General features: G+C 48.6%; 18 protein-coding genes. 2 read left to right on the plus strand and 16 right to left on the minus strand.

Annotated elements, in window-relative coordinates:
* Window positions 1–3 precede the first annotated feature (3 nt).
* From NZM05_01160 to NZM05_01180, 5 genes are all read right to left on the minus strand, one after another.
* The gene (locus tag NZM05_01160; GenBank protein ID MCS7012226.1) at window positions 4–942 is read right to left on the minus strand and encodes a ParB/RepB/Spo0J family partition protein; all 939 of its coding nucleotides are present in this window, start codon (window positions 940–942) and stop codon (window positions 4–6) included.
* A gap of 76 nt (window positions 943–1,018) precedes the next feature.
* The gene (locus NZM05_01165) at window positions 1,019–1,912 is read right to left on the minus strand and encodes an AAA family ATPase (protein MCS7012227.1); all 894 of its coding nucleotides are present in this window, start codon (window positions 1,910–1,912) and stop codon (window positions 1,019–1,021) included.
* A gap of 238 nt (window positions 1,913–2,150) precedes the next feature.
* Window positions 2,151–5,324 (minus strand): efflux RND transporter permease subunit, encoded by a 3,174-nt coding sequence (locus tag NZM05_01170; protein MCS7012228.1) that lies wholly within the window; start codon window positions 5,322–5,324, stop codon window positions 2,151–2,153.
* A gap of 41 nt (window positions 5,325–5,365) precedes the next feature.
* Window positions 5,366–6,421 (minus strand): efflux RND transporter periplasmic adaptor subunit, encoded by a 1,056-nt coding sequence (locus tag NZM05_01175; GenBank protein MCS7012229.1) that lies wholly within the window; start codon window positions 6,419–6,421, stop codon window positions 5,366–5,368.
* Between the two features lie 36 nt (window positions 6,422–6,457).
* The gene (locus NZM05_01180) at window positions 6,458–7,165 is read right to left on the minus strand and encodes a TetR/AcrR family transcriptional regulator (GenBank protein MCS7012230.1); all 708 of its coding nucleotides are present in this window, start codon (window positions 7,163–7,165) and stop codon (window positions 6,458–6,460) included.
* 263 nt (window positions 7,166–7,428) lie between these two features.
* On the opposite strand from NZM05_01180, the gene NZM05_01185 reads away from it, so the two are divergent.
* Window positions 7,429–7,968: a hydrolase gene (locus NZM05_01185; GenBank protein ID MCS7012231.1), complete on the plus strand. Its 540-nt coding sequence runs from the start codon at window positions 7,429–7,431 to the stop codon at window positions 7,966–7,968.
* Window positions 7,968–8,480, plus strand: coding sequence for a low molecular weight phosphotyrosine protein phosphatase (locus tag NZM05_01190; GenBank protein MCS7012232.1), 513 nt, complete (start codon window positions 7,968–7,970; stop codon window positions 8,478–8,480). The genes NZM05_01185 and NZM05_01190 overlap by 1 nt, the downstream gene beginning before the upstream one ends.
* Window positions 8,481–8,576: 96 nt before the next feature.
* Here the strand turns inward: NZM05_01190 and NZM05_01195 are convergent, their stop codons facing one another.
* The 11 genes from NZM05_01195 to NZM05_01245 form a co-directional block, all read right to left on the minus strand.
* Window positions 8,577–10,358 (minus strand): cbb3-type cytochrome c oxidase subunit I, encoded by a 1,782-nt coding sequence (locus tag NZM05_01195; GenBank protein ID MCS7012233.1) that lies wholly within the window; start codon window positions 10,356–10,358, stop codon window positions 8,577–8,579.
* A gap of 51 nt (window positions 10,359–10,409) precedes the next feature.
* Entirely contained in the window at window positions 10,410–11,354 is a 945-nt protein-coding gene (coxB, locus tag NZM05_01200) for a cytochrome c oxidase subunit II (GenBank protein MCS7012234.1), read from the minus strand.
* 29 nt (window positions 11,355–11,383) lie between these two features.
* Complete coding sequence (locus NZM05_01205; GenBank protein MCS7012235.1) at window positions 11,384–12,226, minus strand: SCO family protein; 843 nt, start codon at window positions 12,224–12,226, stop codon at window positions 11,384–11,386.
* Window positions 12,227–12,543: 317 nt separating this feature from the next.
* Window positions 12,544–13,041: a hypothetical protein gene (locus NZM05_01210; GenBank protein ID MCS7012236.1), complete on the minus strand. Its 498-nt coding sequence runs from the start codon at window positions 13,039–13,041 to the stop codon at window positions 12,544–12,546.
* Between the two features lie 42 nt (window positions 13,042–13,083).
* Window positions 13,084–14,280, minus strand: a complete 1,197-nt coding sequence (locus NZM05_01215; protein ID MCS7012237.1) for a hypothetical protein — start codon at window positions 14,278–14,280, stop codon at window positions 13,084–13,086.
* Window positions 14,281–14,289: 9 nt separating this feature from the next.
* The gene (locus NZM05_01220; GenBank protein MCS7012238.1) at window positions 14,290–14,943 is read right to left on the minus strand and encodes a cytochrome c; all 654 of its coding nucleotides are present in this window, start codon (window positions 14,941–14,943) and stop codon (window positions 14,290–14,292) included.
* Entirely contained in the window at window positions 14,940–15,638 is a 699-nt protein-coding gene (locus NZM05_01225) for a DUF3341 domain-containing protein (protein MCS7012239.1), read from the minus strand. The genes NZM05_01220 and NZM05_01225 overlap by 4 nt, the downstream gene beginning before the upstream one ends.
* Window positions 15,638–17,101 (minus strand): polysulfide reductase NrfD, encoded by a 1,464-nt coding sequence (gene nrfD / locus NZM05_01230; protein MCS7012240.1) that lies wholly within the window; start codon window positions 17,099–17,101, stop codon window positions 15,638–15,640. The genes NZM05_01225 and nrfD overlap by 1 nt, the downstream gene beginning before the upstream one ends.
* A 132-nt stretch (window positions 17,102–17,233) precedes the next feature.
* Window positions 17,234–17,422 carry a hypothetical protein gene (locus NZM05_01235; protein ID MCS7012241.1) on the minus strand — a complete coding sequence of 63 codons (189 nt, stop codon included), beginning with the start codon at window positions 17,420–17,422 and terminating at the stop codon, window positions 17,234–17,236.
* Window positions 17,423–17,441: 19 nt separating this feature from the next.
* Window positions 17,442–17,723 carry a hypothetical protein gene (locus tag NZM05_01240; GenBank protein ID MCS7012242.1) on the minus strand — a complete coding sequence of 94 codons (282 nt, stop codon included), beginning with the start codon at window positions 17,721–17,723 and terminating at the stop codon, window positions 17,442–17,444.
* Window positions 17,724–17,726: 3 nt separating this feature from the next.
* Window positions 17,727–17,906 carry a hypothetical protein gene (locus NZM05_01245; GenBank protein MCS7012243.1) on the minus strand — a complete coding sequence of 60 codons (180 nt, stop codon included), beginning with the start codon at window positions 17,904–17,906 and terminating at the stop codon, window positions 17,727–17,729.
* Between the last annotated feature and the right edge of the window lie 2 nt (window positions 17,907–17,908).

A 17,908-nucleotide genomic window follows, 5' to 3' on the forward strand; every position in this document is an offset into this window, starting at 1 on the left:
GCATTACACTTCAGAATTGCCGATGGCGTCGACAATGCGCTCCAAATCATCGGGCGAGTAATACTCAATGATAATTTCTCCTGACCCTTTGCTGGTGTGGACAATTTTTACCCGAGTGGCTAATCGATTTCGAAGCGTGGCTTCTACTTCAGCCACATTCACATCGTGTGTTTCCTTACTGCTTTTTTCCTTCTGCTTGGCTTTCTTTTTCGCACGTGTTGCTCGGCTGACTAAAGCTTCAACCTTGCGCACTGACAAGCCCTTGCTCAGCGTAAGTTCCCAGATTTCCATTTGGGTTTCGGGGTCTTCGAGCGAAATTAAGGCTCGTGCATGCCCCATCGTGATTTCTCCGTCGCGCAGGCTCTTCTGAATTGGTTTGGGGAGCTTAAGTAGGCGTAGAAAGTTGGTAATCGTTGTGCGGTCCTTGCTGACTTTCTGTGCAACTTGCTCTTGCGTGAGGTTGCATTCTTCAATGAGCCGCCGATAACCGTGCGCAATTTCGATAGGGTTGAGCTTTTCGCGCTGAATGTTCTCAATCAGCGCTAGCTCGAGCATTTCTTGGTCGCTCTTGACATCAATCACATATGCGGGAATCTCTGTAATCCCTGCTTCAATAGAGGCACGCAGCCGTCGCTCACCGCTAATGAGTTCATAGCCATCACCTTTAAGACGCACCGTGATAGGCTGAATGACGCCTTTTTCCTTGATAGAGGCTTTCAGTTCTTCCAGTGCGTCGCGGTCAAAATCCATACGCGGTTGGAAGGGGTTAGGCGAAATTTTGCTGACAGGAATCATTCCAATCATTCCTACTTCGCCTGTGCGCGTATCGCGAAATTGGTAACCGCGTCCGCCCGGCAAACGGTGCTCTTTTTTGGAGATGACCTCAATTGTCTCGTCTGGAATCAGTGCTTTCAAGCCTTTACCAAGTGCTAACTTTGCCATATTGCCATCTGGATTTCGTTCCTATTAAGGCATAACAGCATTTTGAACTGCCTTTGCACACCCCCTCTTTGATGACTCAGGGAGTGCGATTATCTGGCGCTTCTTCTGAAATTGGCATCGGTGATGGGGTATCGGGCATCGTTGATGAACCTGCGCTTGACTCTCGTTTGCCACTTATCTCTGACTTTTTCTTGCTAAACTTTTCAATACCGTCTCGCTCGAACATCTCATATGCAAGATCCATATAATCCTTCGTGCCCAAGCTCTGAGCATCGTAAAGGATAATCGGCTTTCCGTGGCTGGGCGCTTCAGAGATTTTGACATTTCGGCGAATGAGAGTGTTAAAGACCTTGTCTTTGAAATACTTGCGCACCTCTTCAGCCACTTGATTCGAAAGCCGCAGGCGACTATCATACATCGTCAGCAACACCCCTTCAATTTCCAGATTTGGATTCAGATGCTTGCGCACAATGTTGATGGTGTTCAGCAGTTGCCCCAACCCTTCCAAAGCATAGTATTCGCACTGAACAGGAATGAGCACTGAATCTGCTGCAGTCAGCGAGTTAAGCGTAATCAGACCAAGTGACGGTGGGCAGTCAATCAAGATATAGTCATACTTCTTACGCACTTTCTGCAAAGCCTTGCGCATCACCTTCTCTCGCTCAGGCACATCAATGAGCTCAATTTCTGTGCCTACCAAATTGATGTGCGACGGCACAATGTCCATATAAGGCATCACGGAAGGCTGAATGACTTCTTCAATATCCACTTGCTCGATGAGCACTTCGTAGATTGTCTTTGTGTTCTCATTTACTTGCGTGCCAGAGCCAGAGGTTGCATTCGCTTGTGGGTCAATGTCAATCAGCAGCGTGGTCATCTCTGCTGCCGCAATCGATGACGCCAAATTAATTGCTGTAGTAGTTTTCCCTACTCCGCCTTTCTGATTTGCAATCGCAATAACTTTTCCCATTGATTCACTCGGGTTTAGAGCGCCCTGTCAAGGCGTCATTCGGTCAGATATGCTTGAAACCGAATATAGCGAAAAAAAATAAGTGCCGCCAAAGTGTCCGTAGAGCATTGCACAGTGCAGGACGCTCCACCAGCGCTTCTTTTTGAGCCAGTTGTGCTTTCAGCAAAACTTCAAGCGGGCTACATAAACAAAACGGCTCTCGCTTTTGGAGAGCCGTGTAAAACGATACCGAACAGGTTTATTTTGTTGCTTGAAAATTTACGGCTTCAGGCACAGGCTCAATGACCTTTTCTTCGACTGGCTTGCGTGCAAAGACTTTCACTTTTGCTAGCGCATTGCCAACGTTATCGAACCAGTAATAGACAATCGGCACGATGACGAGTGTTAAGAACATTGAGCTAGTAAGGCCGCCAATAAGCGCCCAAGCTAGTCCTGTTTTCCACTCTGCGCCTGCTGCACCTGAGAGCGCAATTGGCATCATACCGAAAATCATTGTCAGCGTGGTCATTAGAATTGGGCGAAGTCGCTCGCGACCAGCTTCAACGAGCGCTTCAATCGTGTTGAGTCCTTCCGACTTTGCACGGTTTGCAAAATCCACCAGCAGAATCGCATTCTTGCTGACCAAACCCAAGAGCATAATCATTCCCAGCATCGTAAAGATGCTCATATTCTTGCCAGCCAGCGCAATAGCCAGCAGTGCCCCAATGACTGCCAGCGGAATAGAAAAGAGTACTACCAGCGGATACTTGTAAGAGTTGTAGAGCGCCACCATAATGAGATAGACAAAAATTAGTCCTGCAACCAGCGCCAGCACAAGACTACCGAAACCTTCTTGTTGGTTTTTGAGGTCGCCCAGTGGCGCAATCGTTACGCCAACCGGCATCGGATTTTGTGCCAGTGCTTTTTGCGCATCTTGCCACACGGAGGTCAGTGAGCGACCTGCTAGCTGTGCATAGACGACAATTGCATAGTTACGGTCACGGCGTTGCAGCTTGGTAGGACCTGTGGTTTGATAAATGTTCGCAAATTGCTTTAGCTCGATAACCTGTCCTTTTTGATTGACAAATGTGAGATGGCCAATGTTTTCGGTGTTGGAGCGGTCAAATTCATCAAGCTGAATGCGAATGTCGTATTCGGTATCACCTTCACGAAACTTTGCATCATTATCACCTGCTAAGGCAATGCGCAAAGCCGCTCCTACTTCTGCAATAGATAGTCCGAAGAACGCCAGCTTGTCACGGTCAATTTCAATGCGCGTTTCGGGATTGCCGTCTTCAGCCGAGAGCCGCACATCGGTTGCACCTTTTGTGGCTTTTAGAATCTCTTTCAGATGCACTGCGCCTTTCTTTACGCTATCGAGGTCAGGACCGCTCACGACAAGTTGAATCGGTGTTTGGTTTGCCGTGCCGAAAATGCTAATGTCATTGACGCGCACTTTTGCACCTGGAATGTTTTGCGTCATCTGCTTTACATAGAGCTTGACATCGGTTGTTGAGCGCATTCCGCGCGCTTCTCGCTCCTCTTTTGGCAACAGTTTGACGCTAATGTCAACAAGGTTGCTCGATGACGCCGTAACAAATCCATCAGTAGAAGCCCCTACATTGGCTGTTACTTTCTCTACCTCAGGAATATCCATCAGCATTCGCTCCACCTTCTGCGACAGTGCGTTGGTTTCCTCCAGCTTTGTGCCCGGAGCCAGTTCCAGTGCAACAGAAAATTCACCACGGTCAGCTTGTGCAATAAACTCTCCTCCAATAAAGCCCAGCGGGAAAAGTGAGCATGAAGCAATCAGCATCAAGAAAGCCGAGCCAAAGACCTTCCAGCGATTTTGCAGCGACCACTTCAAAATCTCAATGTATTTATCAGTAAAGCGCTTGAACAGCCCTTCAAACCATATTCCGAAGCGTCCCATCAGCGTATCTTTCGTTAGATGCTCGAGCCGTGAAATGCGCGAGGCTAAGACGGGCGTCACCGTAAAAGACACCAGCAAGCTAAAGAGTGTGGAGACTGCCATTACGATAGAGAACTGGCGCATAATGTTGCCAATAATACCACCTGTTAGCGCCAGTGGCACGAACACTACGACATCTACGAGCGTAATTGCCAGTGCCGTAAAGCCAATTTCATCGCGCCCACGCACCGCTGCTGTAATTTTGTCGTCTCCCAGCTCCAAACGGCGGTAAATGTTTTCCAGCACCACAATTGAGTCATCAACCCAGATGCCTACTGCCAGCGACAATGCAAGGAGTGACATTAGGTTAAAGGTGTAGTCCAAGAAATACATTACGCCAACGGTGGAAATAAGCGAGCAAGGAATCGCAATCATCACAATGAAAGAGTTGCGGATGCTGTGCAGAAAGACCAGCATCACTAAGGCAACCAGCAAAACAGCCAGCGCTAAGTCTTCTTGCACAGCGTGAGCGGCATCCAGCGTAAAGGTTGACCCGTCTTGCGCAATGTCGAACCGCACCCCTTTGTCAGCATATTCCTTTTCAATTTTTTCTACTTCGGCACGCACCAGCTTGCTGACTTCAACCGCATTGGCATCAGCCTGCTTGTTGACCAGCATACCAATAGAGGATTTGCCATTGATGCGGTTAATGTTGGTAGGTTCTTTGCGTCCGTCTTCGACTTCGGCAATGTCAGCGAGGCGAATTTCGCCACCCTGCTTAGAGCGCCCCACGACCAGATTGCGAATCTCGTCCAGTGAGGAAAACTTGCCTGCTAAGCGCACGACAAACTGCCCATCGGTGTCTTTGACCCGCCCTGTTGGGAAGTCAAGGTTTGCATTCTTGATGGCATTGGCAACTTGCAGTAGCGATAACCCGTAGGCTTTCAGTTTTTCCGCATTCAGATTGATTTTGATTTCGCGTTGCTCGCCGCCGATGAGCACAATTTGCGCTACGCCCGCAATGCGCGCTAAGCGCGGTTGCAATTTTTCTGTTACAAACGTGTAAAACTCCGTTTCTGGCATTCTGCTTGTGAGCCCCATTCGCAGCACTGGAATTTCATCTAAGGCAATTTTGGAGAGCACGGGCTTTTTGGCATCAGCTGGTAACTGTGGAATAATTGCATCAACTTTGCGCTGCGCATCCTGCAGGGCAACATTTACATCAGTGTTTTGCTTGAACTCTACTGCAATAAACGACGCTCCTTCAGTTGATGTCGCTGTAATCGCATCAACTTTATCTAAGCCAGAGACCGCATCTTCTATGAGTTTGGTAACCGAGTTTTCAACTTCATTTGGCGAAGCGCCCGGATAAGCCGTCGTGATGGTAATGACTGGTGCACTGAACTTTGGCAAAAGCTCGTAGCGCATCTGCGTGTAGCCGTAAATGCCAAACACTGCCAAGACTGCAAACAACACCACAACCAGCGTAGAGCGCTGAATCAGTAACCTCGTAATTGACATACTCTCTTTTGCTCGTTTAGGGTTTGTGCAAAATTAGACCGCTATTTGATGACGTTAATAGCGTAGCCATCTCGCAGGTTATTTTGTCCGCTCACAATTAGCTCTTCACCTTCACGCAAACCATCTATCACTTCCAGATACTTGCCCGCTTCTCTACCAACCGTAATGCGCCGCAGTTTTGCCACTCCATTTTCTGCCACGAACACTTGTGCAGCCTTCACACTTCCCAACAGCGCCTCGCGTGGAATTACGAGTGCTTCACGTTGGCTTAGCGATGTGAAAGTGACGCGCCCAAACATCCCTGCTTTTAAGGGGTATTCTTTGCTATTGTTAAGTGTAATTTCAACGGGGTAGGTGTGAGCTTCATCGCCTTTTGCGCTAATTGTGGAAATCTCACCCTTGAACTTAACGCCCGGATACACATCGGTTGTCACTTCCACTTCCTCACCAACCTTCAGCCTGAAGACATCTTTTTCCGCCACATTCACCTTGAGCTTCAGCTTAGAAATATCGACCACATTTGCCACGACCATTCCGTTACTCACCATTGCACCGACATCGACTTTGCGGTCAGTTACAATGCCCGAGATAGGTGTTGTGATACGTGTGTCTCGTAGTTGGCGACGCGCTACGATATACTGTGCTTCTGCCGATTTGAAGTTTAGGCGAGCCGATTCAACTTGTGCTTCTGTTACCCCCCCTTCTTTGAACAAAGCTTCGTAGCGCTCGAGATCTTTTTTGGCTTTTTCGTAAGCCACCTCTGTAGACTTCAAGTTTGCCAGCCGCAACTCATCGTCGACTTGCATTAGCACCGAGCCAGCTGGCTTGTAGTCGCCTACTTTTGCATACACCGCAACCACACGTCCAGCGGTCTCGGAGACAATTGCGACATCGTTGTTTGCTACTATCGTGCCAATGAGCGAGAGTGTCTCACTTAGTACTGACCGCCCGACAGTTATGGTCGCCACCGATACGGCTTTCTCCGTTTCTTGACTTTTTGCCGCTTTTGCATCGGATTTTGCTTTGTTGTTGAGCAGAATGGCAATAATGCCAGCAAACAGCGCCACCACAATTACAATATTTCGTAGCGTTTTCATAGCAGTTTAGGTTGATTGAGCGTTTGAAACGGACTCTTATGCCTCGTCGTGAGCCACCGCTGCACGGCGCTTGGGTGACTTTTCTGCGCTCACGATTGTTACATCAGATTTCACCTTTACAAAGTGCAAAAACACCTTTGCGATATTCATCACAAATTGCTTGCGGTCAATGTTTTCAAAAAGTGCAGTGTGATTGCATCGTTCAGAAGACATCATCATAGCGCCTGAAATAGCAGACCAGACCATCAGTACCATTTCTCTGGGATTGATGTTGCGTCGGAAAATGCCTTGCTTGATACCTTCTCTAAGCAGGTTTTCCACCTGTGTAAAGCGCTTCCACTTTTCGTTTTGAAGTTGCGCCAAGCGCCCAGGCTCCACTTTGTCGTTCAAAATGCCAGTGTGGATTGCCATAAAGATTTGCATATAAGCAGGGTGCGCTTGCGCAAAATCGTAGTAGGCTTCGGTATGCGCCAGCAACTTCTCCTCCACCGTTTTTGCAGAGGCTAGCGCAGCCTGAGTCATGGCATCGAGCGTCTCTAAGCCTTCTTCGGCCAGCGATACATACAGCTCTTCTTTGCTTTTGAAATAGAGGTAGAGCGTGCCTTTCGCTAACTCGGACTCAGCCGCAATCATATCCATTGACGTGTGCTCAAAGCCATGCTTGAAGAAGACTTCCTTGGCTGCTTTGAGAATAGCGTGACGGCGCTCTGCCTTTTCACGCTCCTTTCGTTCTGTAATGCTCATGGCAAATGTCGGATACTGCGCGCTACACTCACGCAGGCATTTTTTGACGATTGGTCATTAAATGACCAGAAGTCAGTTTACGCCCACTTTAAGCGAAGTTTTGGCTCTAAAGTTTCATTTGCCAAAAATTTTCTGCCGTGCGCTAAGTGCCCCCCGCTATTTCACTCAATCTCCCATCAGCGTGGCACACTCTTCGCTTGGTTTCTCTTAATTTGCTGCAAGTTTTGCATCTTTGTGCTATACACTATGTAATCCTCTCGGGTATGCTTGAACAAAGCCAAACGGCACTCATCGTGATTGACGTGCAGGGAAAACTCGCAACTCTCATGCACGACAGGGAAACACTCTTTGCAAACCTCAGACGCCTTATTCAGGGAGCGAAACTTCTGGGCATTCCTATTGTGCTTACTGAGCAATACCCGCAAGGTTTAGGCGAGACTGCGCCAGAACTGAAAGCCCTGATGCCCGATGTGTCACCTATTACAAAAATGAGCTTTAGTTGCTGCGGAGAAGTGCGTTTTCTTGATGCGCTGCGTGCTCTTCAGCGCAGACAGATGCTGGTTGCTGGCATTGAATCACATATCTGCGTCTATCAAACGGTTCGCGATTTGCTTCGAGAGGGCTACGAGGTTGAGGTGGTGGCTGATGCGGTTTCATCGCGCTCGGCAGAAAATCGCGCACTTGGTCTTTCTCGAATGAAGGATATGGGCGCCACCCTGACCAGCACGGAAATGTCACTTTTTGAGCTTTTGCGTGAAGCTGGCACGCCCGTCTTCAAAGAAATTTCAAAACTGGTTAAGTAATGTCCACTACACCACTGCCGAATCCCCTACGTATCCTTTTTGTTTGCTTAGGCAATATTTGCCGCTCTCCATCGGCGGAGGGCGTTTTTCGCAAACAGCTCGAGCAGGCTCAGTTACTCCATCTTGTTGAAGTTGACTCTGCGGGCACGGCAAGTTACCACATTGGTGAGCCTGCTGACCGTCGTGCCGAGGATGCAGCAGCTCGCCGGGGCATTGATATTTCAGCGCACCGTGCAAGGCAAATTCACCGTAAGGACTTTGACACCTACCACTTGATTGTGGCAATGGACAAAAGTAATCTTGCGACCTTGAAGCGTCTTTGCCCTGCTGAGCATCAACATAAACTTCGGCTGATGATGAGCTTTGCGCCTGAGACGGGCATTGAGGAAGTGCCCGACCCTTACTACGGTGATGACCGTGATTTTGAGTATGTGCTGGATCTTTTAGAAAAAGCCTGTCAGGGACTTTTAGAGTGGCTTCGTCAGCACTACTTGATTCAGCAACCAAACTAACGCAAGTGTTGCAAAAGAGCATCTTGAGCGAATTAGATGGGCAAGCTGCTGCTTGCCCATCGTCGCATCCAATAAAAGCAACGCTTTGCTGAATGCTTAGTTGAAAGAACGAGTGGTTTCGTAGCGTGCCTTGCCGTCTTCTTTTGGCTTCTTTTTGTCGTGTTCGTGTTCGTCCTTGAAGTTCGGATTAAAGGTCACCAGTCCATCTTGATCCATCATCACGCGGTCGTAGTCATAGCAACCCCAGAGTAAACGCGGGTTACCCACAAAGTTTTCCGTTGGCGGTGGTGAAGTAGTCGTCCACTCTAAACCCAAAGCATACCATGGGTTTCGTGGGGCAGGCTTGCCCTTGAAGAGCGAGTGAATGAGGTAAATCGCCATCACAATAAAGCCGAGTGCCAGAATCCAAGTGCCGAACGTAGAGAGCATATGCATGGTCTGATACTGGTCAAGGTAGGCATAGTAACGGCGTGGCATACCTTGCAGGCCCATAATGAATTGTGGGAAGAATGTTACGTTGAAGCCGATGAAAATCAGTGCGGCGGAAATCGCTGCCCAGAATTCGTCATACATTTTGCCCCACATCTTCGGCCACCAGTAGTGTAAGCCACCCAGAAATGCCATCACGGCACCGCCCATCATTGTGTAATGGAAGTGTGCAACTACAAAGTAGGTGTCGTGCAAGTGCACATCAACTGAGAGTGCGCCCAAGAAAATCCCTGTGAGACCGCCAATTGAGAAGAGAGAAAGAAACGCATGCGCATACAGCATCGGTGCATTGAACGACAGCGAACCACGATACATCGTTGCGACCCAGTTAAAAATCTTAATTCCAGACGGGATTCCCACAAGAAATGTCAGGAAGGAAAAGAGCGTTGCGGCTAGTTCAGACTGACCGCTGGTGAACATATGGTGTCCCCATAGAAGGAAGCTCACCATTGCGATAGCTATACTGGAAAAGGCAACGAGCTTATAGCCGAAAATTTTCTTATGCGAAAAAGTCGTAATCAGCTCTGAGATAACTGCCATTGCTGGCAGAATCATTACATACACGACAGGGTGCGAGTAAAACCAGAAGAAGTGTTGATAGAGCACAGGGTCGCCACCGAGTGCGGGATCGAAGATGCCAATACCGAAAGCGCGCTCAAGGATGAGGAGCAGCAGTGTAATACCCAAGACAGGTGTTGCCATTACCTGAATAATTGACGATGCATAGATGCCCCACACAAACAGCGGCATATTAAACCAAGTCATGCCGGGCGCTCGCATTTTATGGATTGTTACGATGAAATTGATGCCCGTAAAAATTGAGGAAAAGCCCATAATGAAGACACCCAGCGTCATTGCAATGACTGAACCTTTTGTCTCGACGCTATATGGCGTGTAGAACGTCCAGCCTGTATCAATACCGCCAGAGGCGATGGAGTAGATGCAAAACAGCGCACCGAAGAGATAGACGTAGTAGCTTGCTAAGTTCATCCTTGGGAATGCCAAGTCTTTTGCACCTATCATCAGCGGCAGGACGAAGTTGCCAATGACACCTGGAATTGCTGGCACAATGAAGAGAAAAACCATAATTGCGCCGTGCATCGTAAAGAGCTGGTTGTAGGTGTCAGGTCCAACCAGTCCTCGCTTCATTACTTCGGTTTGCAGTCCTGCGCCGTGAAACCATAGCTCAAAGCGCAGCAGTAATGCATAGATGCCACCTGCAAGGAAGAACGCCATTACTGTAAAGAGATACAGTAGAGCGATGCGCTTATGGTCGAGCGTGTAAATCCACGACCAGATGCCCTTCGGCGAGTTCAGATAATTTCTGGTCGTCTCGCTCTCTTTTGTCTTGACTGCACTTATCGCACCGGTCTCTTGCAGTGCTGCCATAGTTCACTCCTTTTCTTGGTTTGTTTGAGGTTATTTCTTCTGGCGTTATTGTTACTTCAAGCTCTTGATATACTCAATTAGCGCCTCAATTTGCTTTTCCTTCAGCAAACCTTGATAGGTTGGCATTACAGGCTGGTAGCCTGCAACCACCTTCGCATTCGGTTCCAAAATGGACTGGCGAATGTAGTTTTCATCAACTAAGACTTCTGAGCCATCTGCCATTTTGTGCTTCGTGCCGAAAATGCCTTTCCAAGTCGGACCTGTATTCGCACTCCCATCAATGCTATGGCAAGTGGCGCAGGCTTTGGAGACATAGAGTTTTGCTCCAAACTCCACAGGCGACATCTTGCCTCCGCTCTCGGCTTCTTCAAGCCACTTTTTGTATTCTGCTTCAGTCTTGACATGCACTTTACCAATCATTCCAGAGTGGCTGGTGCCGCAATATTCAGCACAGAAAATATCATATGTGCCCACCTCAGTTGGCGTAAAAGACACCGTCGTGTATCGGTTGGGCACTGCGTCCATCTTGATGCGAAATGCGGGCACATAGAAGCTGTGAATCACATCGGTTGAGGAAATGAGCGCTTTAATCGGCTTGCCAACGGGCACCACCAGTTCATTGACGCTATTATTCCCATTCGGATAGTCAAATGCCCAGAACCACTTTTTGCCTGTGATTTTGATTTCCATTGAGTTGGCTGGAATGACACGCATATCCATATAGGACGTAAAGCCCCAAAAGAAGACAACGAAGACCAGTATGGTTGGGATAATTGTCCAGATGAGTTCCAGCCGATTGTTATGCGCAATTGAGGAGGTAAAGGTCGGCTTTTCGCCTCTGCGCCGATACTTCCAGAGGTAGTAGAGCGAAACCAGAGAAACAGCAACGAAAAGAATTGCACTGGCATTTGCAATGAAGATAATTAGCCCATCGGTTTGGTGTGCGATGCTTGATGCTTCGGGTGGCACCCAGCTGCTTGCAGGTTTTGGATTCATAATTGCACTCCAGAATTGGTTGAACAAGCTTAGTTTTGCGGAATATCAACGCTCAAGTTTCCCTTTTGCTTGTGGCGTCGACTCTCACGTGCCCAGAACATTCCCAGCATCACTGTCAGAACAACGAGCGTAATGACGCCACCGATGCGCATAATGTTCATTGCCACAGGTACATAGCTACCTGCTTGCGGGTCGTAGTGAAAGCATGCGAGAATGAGCCGATCAATGGTTGTGCCCACCTTGCCTTGTGAAGCCTCAATCAGCCCAAGTTTTAAGTCAAAGTTTTTGTAGCTAATGCCATAGACATAGCGCGTGATTTTTCCTTCAGGTGAAAGCAGCATAATCACCGCAGGGTGTGCAAACTCATCACGCTTTTTGTCATAGAAATACTTGAATCCGACAGCGTCAGCTAATGCCTTTGAATGCTCTGCTGCACCTGTAAGAAAAAACCAACCTTCCTCGACGCCTGGCTTACCAAAGGCTTCCTTGTAGCGTGTCTTTTTTGCCGCTGCAAGCTCCCACGTCTCTCGGCTGTCGATACTGACAGTCAGAATTGTGTAATCTTTGCCCAAGGTCAGACTGAGGGTCTTTGCAGCCTCACAGACGCCATTCAAGACCATATTGCAGAGCATTGGGCAGCGATAATATGCCAGCACCAAAATAATTGGCTTGCCTTTGTGCAGGTAATCGCCCAGTCTTACCGTCTTGCCTGTTTCATCTTGAAAAGTCAAGGTCTCTGGAATCGTCTCGCCCAAACGCTCTACAACATCAATGCCTTGCAACGCTCTTGGCTTTTCCTCAATGAGTTGTGCTCTTGCAATGCTCGCATAGCATAGCACAAGCAGCACGATGTAAGCTATCTGTCTTATCATTTTCGTCTTTTCTCTTTCTTACTCACTACACAGGTTTGCTCACCTACTAATACACATAGCACTCCCTATTCAGGTTGCTACCACTGCTTTGCCTTCACCCTCCACTCTCACTCCTCGCTTCTCACTTCTTTCCTTAGTCTCCCTCTTCATTTTCAGGCTTGATCAACTTTCTTGCAATTGTGATGCCCACTAGTCCCACTCCTAATACCACAGCGGTCAGCACTATCATAAAGAATAATGTTGAGAGCATTGCGCTATTTCTCAGTCTCTTCTGCACTAGCGCCCACCCAATTGAAGCGGGACACGGAAACTTGCCACTACTTTCTGCCGCCTATCTCCTTTGTCGAAAGGTCTGTTTTGGCGTCCTCTTTCTTTGGAGGAGTTGCCTCCTGCATCTCCAGTGCTGCTTTCTTTCGCTGATATGCTTCATCAGCGATAATTTTCATCGCTTCGCTAATCGGGATTTGGTAGATGCCCTTCTTTTCATCAATCACTCTGTAGCTTTTGAGCATGCCTTCTTCTCGCTGGCGCACATCGCGCAAAAGATTGGATTCGGGCTTCAAGGCATGCTCCAGCATCTCTCGCTCTCGGCTAATTGTGAAGTATTGCGTGATAAAAAACATTACAATAGCTACCAAGATGGTGCCGATGATAAACGAGCCAATGATGCGACTGCCACTGACGTCCTGTCGCTCGTAATCAATCTCTGCATCTTTGAAGACCTCATCAGGTGAGAGGACCACAGGCTGTATCGGCTTTTCTTCCGACTTTTCCAGATCCTGTTGGACTTGCTTTTTTTCCTGCATTTCAAGCATATCGTTTCTCCTTTCGGGAACTTGTTTGAACTAACTGTGCACTCACTGATGAAATTCTAGCGAGAGCTTCAGGCGTGCATCGCCAATCGGCAAAAGTGGCGCTGAAGTTAGGCGTTGCCAGAAGAACCACAGGAAGATGCCACCGATGCCCACAAAGGTTGCAAGGTGTATCCACGAAAGATGTACGCCATGCACAGCGTGCTCGCCACCGTGTGCCCCATAGTTCGGCATTATCAGCCAGAACAAGTCGACATACTGCATCAGAAGCATCCATACTGAGATAATGCGCATTACCGTCAGGTTTCGCTTTGCTGCGCGTGGCATCAGTGTAAAGAAAGGAATTGCAAAGTGCCCTATTGCCAAGAAAATGGAAACATACTGCCAGCCGTGTTCCCAGCGATGCTTGTAGAAAATGGTTTCTTCCTCAATGTTGCCATACCAGATGAGCAGAAATTGCGAAAAGGCGATGTAAGTCCAGAAGACGGTAAAGCCGAACATCAATTTGCCCATATCGTGGTAGTGGTCAACTTTGATTTCATTTGCCAAGACGCCTTGTGAGCGTAGGTAGAGCGAAAAGAAGACAATGAACGCCAGTGTCGACCACCACGCTCCGGCGAAGATATAGACGCCGAAAATGGTAGAATACCAATGTGGGTCTAAAGACATCACCCAATCCCATGCTGCAAATGTGAGCGAGAGCGCAAACAGCACGATGCCGGGGGCACTAATTGCCTTGAAGGTTGGTCGGTGGCGTTCATCGTAGCGCCGGTCTTGCTCGAGCGAGGTTTTGTAGAGTGAGTATGCCAGCGCTGTCCAGATGCCAAAGTAGATTAGCGCGCGCACTAGGAAAAACCCTGTATTGAGCCATCCTGCTTTGTGCTGCAGCACCTTGTCAGCTGCCACGGCTTCGGGGTGCGACCAATGATAAAGGTCGTGAATGCCTAGCCCGACTGGAATAAAGAGCACCGCCATCACGGGCATTGTAATCATCAAGGATTCAGAGATGCGGCGAAAGACCGTGCTCCAGTCGGCACTGACAACATGGTGCAGCATTGTAAAAAAGAGACTGCCCAGCGAAATGCCCAGCCAGAAGCAATAGGCGACAAGATAGGCATGGAAAAATTCTGTGCGGTTCATTGCGAAGCCAGCCACTGACGCCATCAGCCCCGCAATTCCCACAGCAAGGACGATTTTTCCAAAGTGATTGTCTTTGGTGATTCTCAGTTCTTGAACGCTCATAGTTTCTCCTTACTGCTTGATAAGTTCCTTGCGAACATTTTCAGGCACATCGGCAATAGAGGCGTGTTGAGCGCGCTGCAAGGCTCGAATGTAAGCTACAATCGCCCAGCGGTCTTGCACAGAAATTTGATGCTTGTAGCCTGCCATATTGCGAATGCCATTTGAGGCGACGGCAAACAGATGTCCGTCTGGTGCAGCCAGCAATCGTGGCTCATGTAAGTTTGTCGCAGGCACAAGATAGCCGCCTTGCACCGCTCGCTCTACGATGATGCCTTTGCCATCCCCGACGCGACTGTGGCACGGCGCGCAATAGATGTTGTATCGCTCCTGACCACGCTGCAGAAGCTCCATTGTAACATCAATCGGGATTACCTTTACCGTGTCGCCAGTCTTGCTAATGCCCGTGTAATAGACGCTATTTTCACGCAAGCCACCGCGCGGAACTGTGCCTGCAACAGGAATACGCATTGCCAAGCCGTCCTCAAAGAATTCACTCTTGCGAAAGGGCTTCATCTTTTCTTGCGTGTCCATATTCGGATTGGGGTGAATGGGTGGATTTTCACTTGGCAAACCGCGCACGCCGCAACCTGCCAGCACCATCACAGCCGTCCATACCCCAATGATTGCAAGCCCCTGACTTTTGCTACTTACTTTCAAATTCATTTTACTGCCTCCATTTTTTGTTGAGCGATGTGCTCAATTTCAATCTCTTCAATCGGGCGATGCACCACCTCAATATTTTTGCCACCAATTTTCTCAAAGAAGGCTTTGATTTCTCGGACATTAAATTTCTTGTCCCACATAAAAATCGCAATGAAAAAGCCATCGTCCGTAGCCTTTGAGCAGAAGCGCTCAGAGTAGAACATTGGGTGGAAAAAGCGTGGCATTTTGTTGAGGTAGAACATTCCAATAATTGCGGCAAAGGCTGAAGTCAGCACCATAAGCTCAAACATCACGGGCACAAAAGTCGGCAAGCTGAAATACGGTTTGCCTGAAAACACCAGCGGGTAGTCCACTACATTTGTCCACCATTGCAGCCAGACCGCAAAGAGAAAACCGCAGAATCCGACGCCAAAGACGATATAGCCAAGTATGGAGGGACGTAACCCCATTGCTTCATCCATTCCGTGAATGGGGAACGGCGAGTAGCATTCATATCGGTCGTAGCCTGCTTCGCGCACTTTTTTGGCGGCGCGTAGGAGTTCTGCTGGATTGTCAAATTCTGCAATGACGGCTTCCGCTTCAGCTTCAATCAGAATTTGGCGTGCTTCATCTTTTACCGCCTCAGCATTGCGTTTAAGCTCCTCCAGCGTTTGTGTGCCACCGTTTTGCAAAGGCTGATTTTGAATCTCGTTCATTAGTGTCCTCCTTTCACGCTAAGTTCAGCTTCGGCTTTTGCGCCACTCTGGTGTGAAGATGCCTCGTGATGTCCATTGTCGTGATGCCCATAGCCTTCCCAGTGCGGGTTAGCTTGGGGCAAGACGCCTTTGACTTCAAACATTGCGACCATCGGTATGAAGCGCAAAAAGAGCAGAAAGAGTGTCATAAAGACCCCCAATGATCCCACGAAGGTCATGACATCAAAAATCGTGGGCGTAAAGTATTTCCAGCTTGACGGCAGGAAGTCGGTCGAAAGCGAGGTAACGGTAATTACAAATCGCTCAAACCACATTCCCACGTTGATGAGAATGGACGCAATAAACATTACGGGGATATTCTGGCGCAATTTCTTGAACCAGAAGACCTGTGGCACGACCACATTGCAGAAAATCATTGACCAGTATGCCCAAGCATATGGACCTGTGGCGCGCTTGATGAAAATTGACGCTTCGTATTCATTGCCGCTATACCAAGCGATGAAAAACTCGCAGCCGTAGGCATAACCGACCATCATGCCTGTCACTAGCATAATGATGTTCATCTTCTCGAGGTGCTGCATGTTGATGATGGCTTGCATTTTGGGATAGACGATGCGTGCCAGCACAGCCAGCGTCATCACCATCGCAAAACCTGAGAAGATGGCACCGGCGACGAAGTAGGGTGGGAAAATTGTGGTGTGCCACCCGGGCAAAATACTGGTGGCAAAGTCAAACGAGACAATGCTATGCACCGAAAGCACCAGTGGCGTGGACAGTCCTGCCAAAATCAGGTAGGCTTTTTCATAGTGTTTCCACTGGCGATTGCCGCCGCGCCAGCCCATTGCGAAAAATCCAAGAATGTATTTGCGTAGTCCGGGCTTTGCGCGGTCGCGTAGCGCGGCAAGGTCAGGAATTAAGCCCACATACCAGAATAGCACCGAAACGGTAAAGTAGGTGGAAACTGCAAAGACATCCCACATCAAGGGAGAGCGGAAGTTTGTCCACATCTGCATCTGGTTAGGCACGGGGAACAGCCAGTAATCCAGCCACTGCCGACCTGTGTGAAGCGACACAAAACTGGCGGCGCAAATAACCGCAAAAATCGTCATGGCTTCGGAGAAGCGGTTGATAGAGGTGCGCCACTTTTGGCGAAAGAGAAAAAGGACGGCTGAAATGAGTGTGCCAGCGTGTCCAATACCAACCCACCAGACGAAGTTGGTGATGTCCCACGCCCAACCGACGGTTGTTTGATTACCCCAGATACCAATGCCTTTGAAGACAAGGTAAGTTACCGTGCCGAGCCACATTAAGGCAGCAGCAAAGGAAATACCGAAAGCAATCCACCATGCTTTGGGCGCAGGATTCTCTGTTACTTCACTGACATCTTGCGTAATTGTGTGAAAGGTTGGATTTCCCTCAATGAGCGGTCGGTCTACAGCTTCCAGCCGCTTTTTTTCTTCCACAGTTTCAAGTGTTGCTTGCATACGCTTTCTCGTTTGAACGGTTCAGAGAAACTTTCTTTTGCCGTCACAATGCCTTATAGCGATGTGTAGCACTGAGCAGTGCGAGCGACTTGCCACTCTGCTTTGTTTGCATCAGTATTCATCTTTGGCAACTCGGGTGTTTTGCTTTGACTTGGTATTGGTTGGCGGCACACGGTCAGTAATGTTTTCTGGTCGAGGGTTATCGTGCATTCGCTTAAACTCCAACAGTGAAAAAAGAATCCCACCGATTAGCATCACAGTAATCAGTGAGCCGAATATCAGTAACATCGTGTCGCTCATCGCACTGCCCTCCTTCGGTTCAATCTTGGTTAATCGGTGTTCGAGTTACAATGCTGCGGAAGTACAGCCCCAGCGAGATACTTCCGACGACCCAAATCGCTACAATTTGCCCAGCATCTTGATTCTTCTCAATAAACCAGAGATAGTTGCCAAAGGCATAAGCCACAATGACCGCACCCAGAAAGAAGTAATCGAAGGTGCGAATGCTCTTTGGATTCATCTCTTGAAGCGCAAAGACGATGCCTATACACGCCAGCAGCGTTACGACGATACCCGCAATTAAAATCACTTGATTATCCATAGCTTACTCCTTTGGCGCAGTGGTTGCAATGTTTCGGAAGTAAATGCCCATTACCAAGTTGGTTGGCACCCAGAGGCTTACAAAGAGTGCTTCGTTTAGCTTGCCCTGAATGAGCAGCATGTTTGCAAGGACAAACGCCACGAATGCCGAGAGCATAAAAAAGATGTCAGAACGGCGTAGCATAC

The sequence above is a fragment of the Chloroherpetonaceae bacterium genome (assembly GCA_025056565.1).
Classification (GTDB): domain Bacteria; phylum Bacteroidota; class Chlorobiia; order Chlorobiales; family Thermochlorobacteraceae; genus Thermochlorobacter.

What these genes read in the sequence shown, in the direction of transcription:
- NZM05_01240 (MCS7012242.1), bottom strand. Translation starts at nt 17,723, where the DNA reads ATGGATAATCAAGTGATTTTAATTGCGGGTATCGTCGTAACGCTGCTG.
- NZM05_01170 (MCS7012228.1), bottom strand. Translation starts at nt 5,324, where the DNA reads ATGTCAATTACGAGGTTACTGATTCAGCGCTCTACGCTGGTTGTGGTG.
- NZM05_01180 (MCS7012230.1), bottom strand. Translation starts at nt 7,165, where the DNA reads ATGAGCATTACAGAACGAAAGGAGCGTGAAAAGGCAGAGCGCCGTCAC.
- NZM05_01245 (MCS7012243.1), bottom strand. Translation starts at nt 17,906, where the DNA reads ATGCTACGCCGTTCTGACATCTTTTTTATGCTCTCGGCATTCGTGGCG.
- NZM05_01160 (MCS7012226.1), bottom strand. Translation starts at nt 942, where the DNA reads ATGGCAAAGTTAGCACTTGGTAAAGGCTTGAAAGCACTGATTCCAGAC.
- NZM05_01210 (MCS7012236.1), bottom strand. Translation starts at nt 13,041, where the DNA reads ATGCTTGAAATGCAGGAAAAAAAGCAAGTCCAACAGGATCTGGAAAAG.
- NZM05_01235 (MCS7012241.1), bottom strand. Translation starts at nt 17,422, where the DNA reads ATGAGCGACACGATGTTACTGATATTCGGCTCACTGATTACTGTGATG.
- NZM05_01190 (MCS7012232.1), top strand. Translation starts at nt 7,968, where the DNA reads ATGTCCACTACACCACTGCCGAATCCCCTACGTATCCTTTTTGTTTGC.
- coxB (MCS7012234.1), bottom strand. Translation starts at nt 11,354, where the DNA reads ATGAATCCAAAACCTGCAAGCAGCTGGGTGCCACCCGAAGCATCAAGC.
- NZM05_01175 (MCS7012229.1), bottom strand. Translation starts at nt 6,421, where the DNA reads ATGAAAACGCTACGAAATATTGTAATTGTGGTGGCGCTGTTTGCTGGC.
- NZM05_01205 (MCS7012235.1), bottom strand. Translation starts at nt 12,226, where the DNA reads ATGATAAGACAGATAGCTTACATCGTGCTGCTTGTGCTATGCTATGCG.
- NZM05_01225 (MCS7012239.1), bottom strand. Translation starts at nt 15,638, where the DNA reads ATGAACGAGATTCAAAATCAGCCTTTGCAAAACGGTGGCACACAAACG.
- NZM05_01185 (MCS7012231.1), top strand. Translation starts at nt 7,429, where the DNA reads ATGCTTGAACAAAGCCAAACGGCACTCATCGTGATTGACGTGCAGGGA.
- NZM05_01215 (MCS7012237.1), bottom strand. Translation starts at nt 14,280, where the DNA reads ATGAGCGTTCAAGAACTGAGAATCACCAAAGACAATCACTTTGGAAAA.
- NZM05_01220 (MCS7012238.1), bottom strand. Translation starts at nt 14,943, where the DNA reads ATGAATTTGAAAGTAAGTAGCAAAAGTCAGGGGCTTGCAATCATTGGG.
- NZM05_01165 (MCS7012227.1), bottom strand. Translation starts at nt 1,912, where the DNA reads ATGGGAAAAGTTATTGCGATTGCAAATCAGAAAGGCGGAGTAGGGAAA.
- NZM05_01195 (MCS7012233.1), bottom strand. Translation starts at nt 10,358, where the DNA reads ATGGCAGCACTGCAAGAGACCGGTGCGATAAGTGCAGTCAAGACAAAA.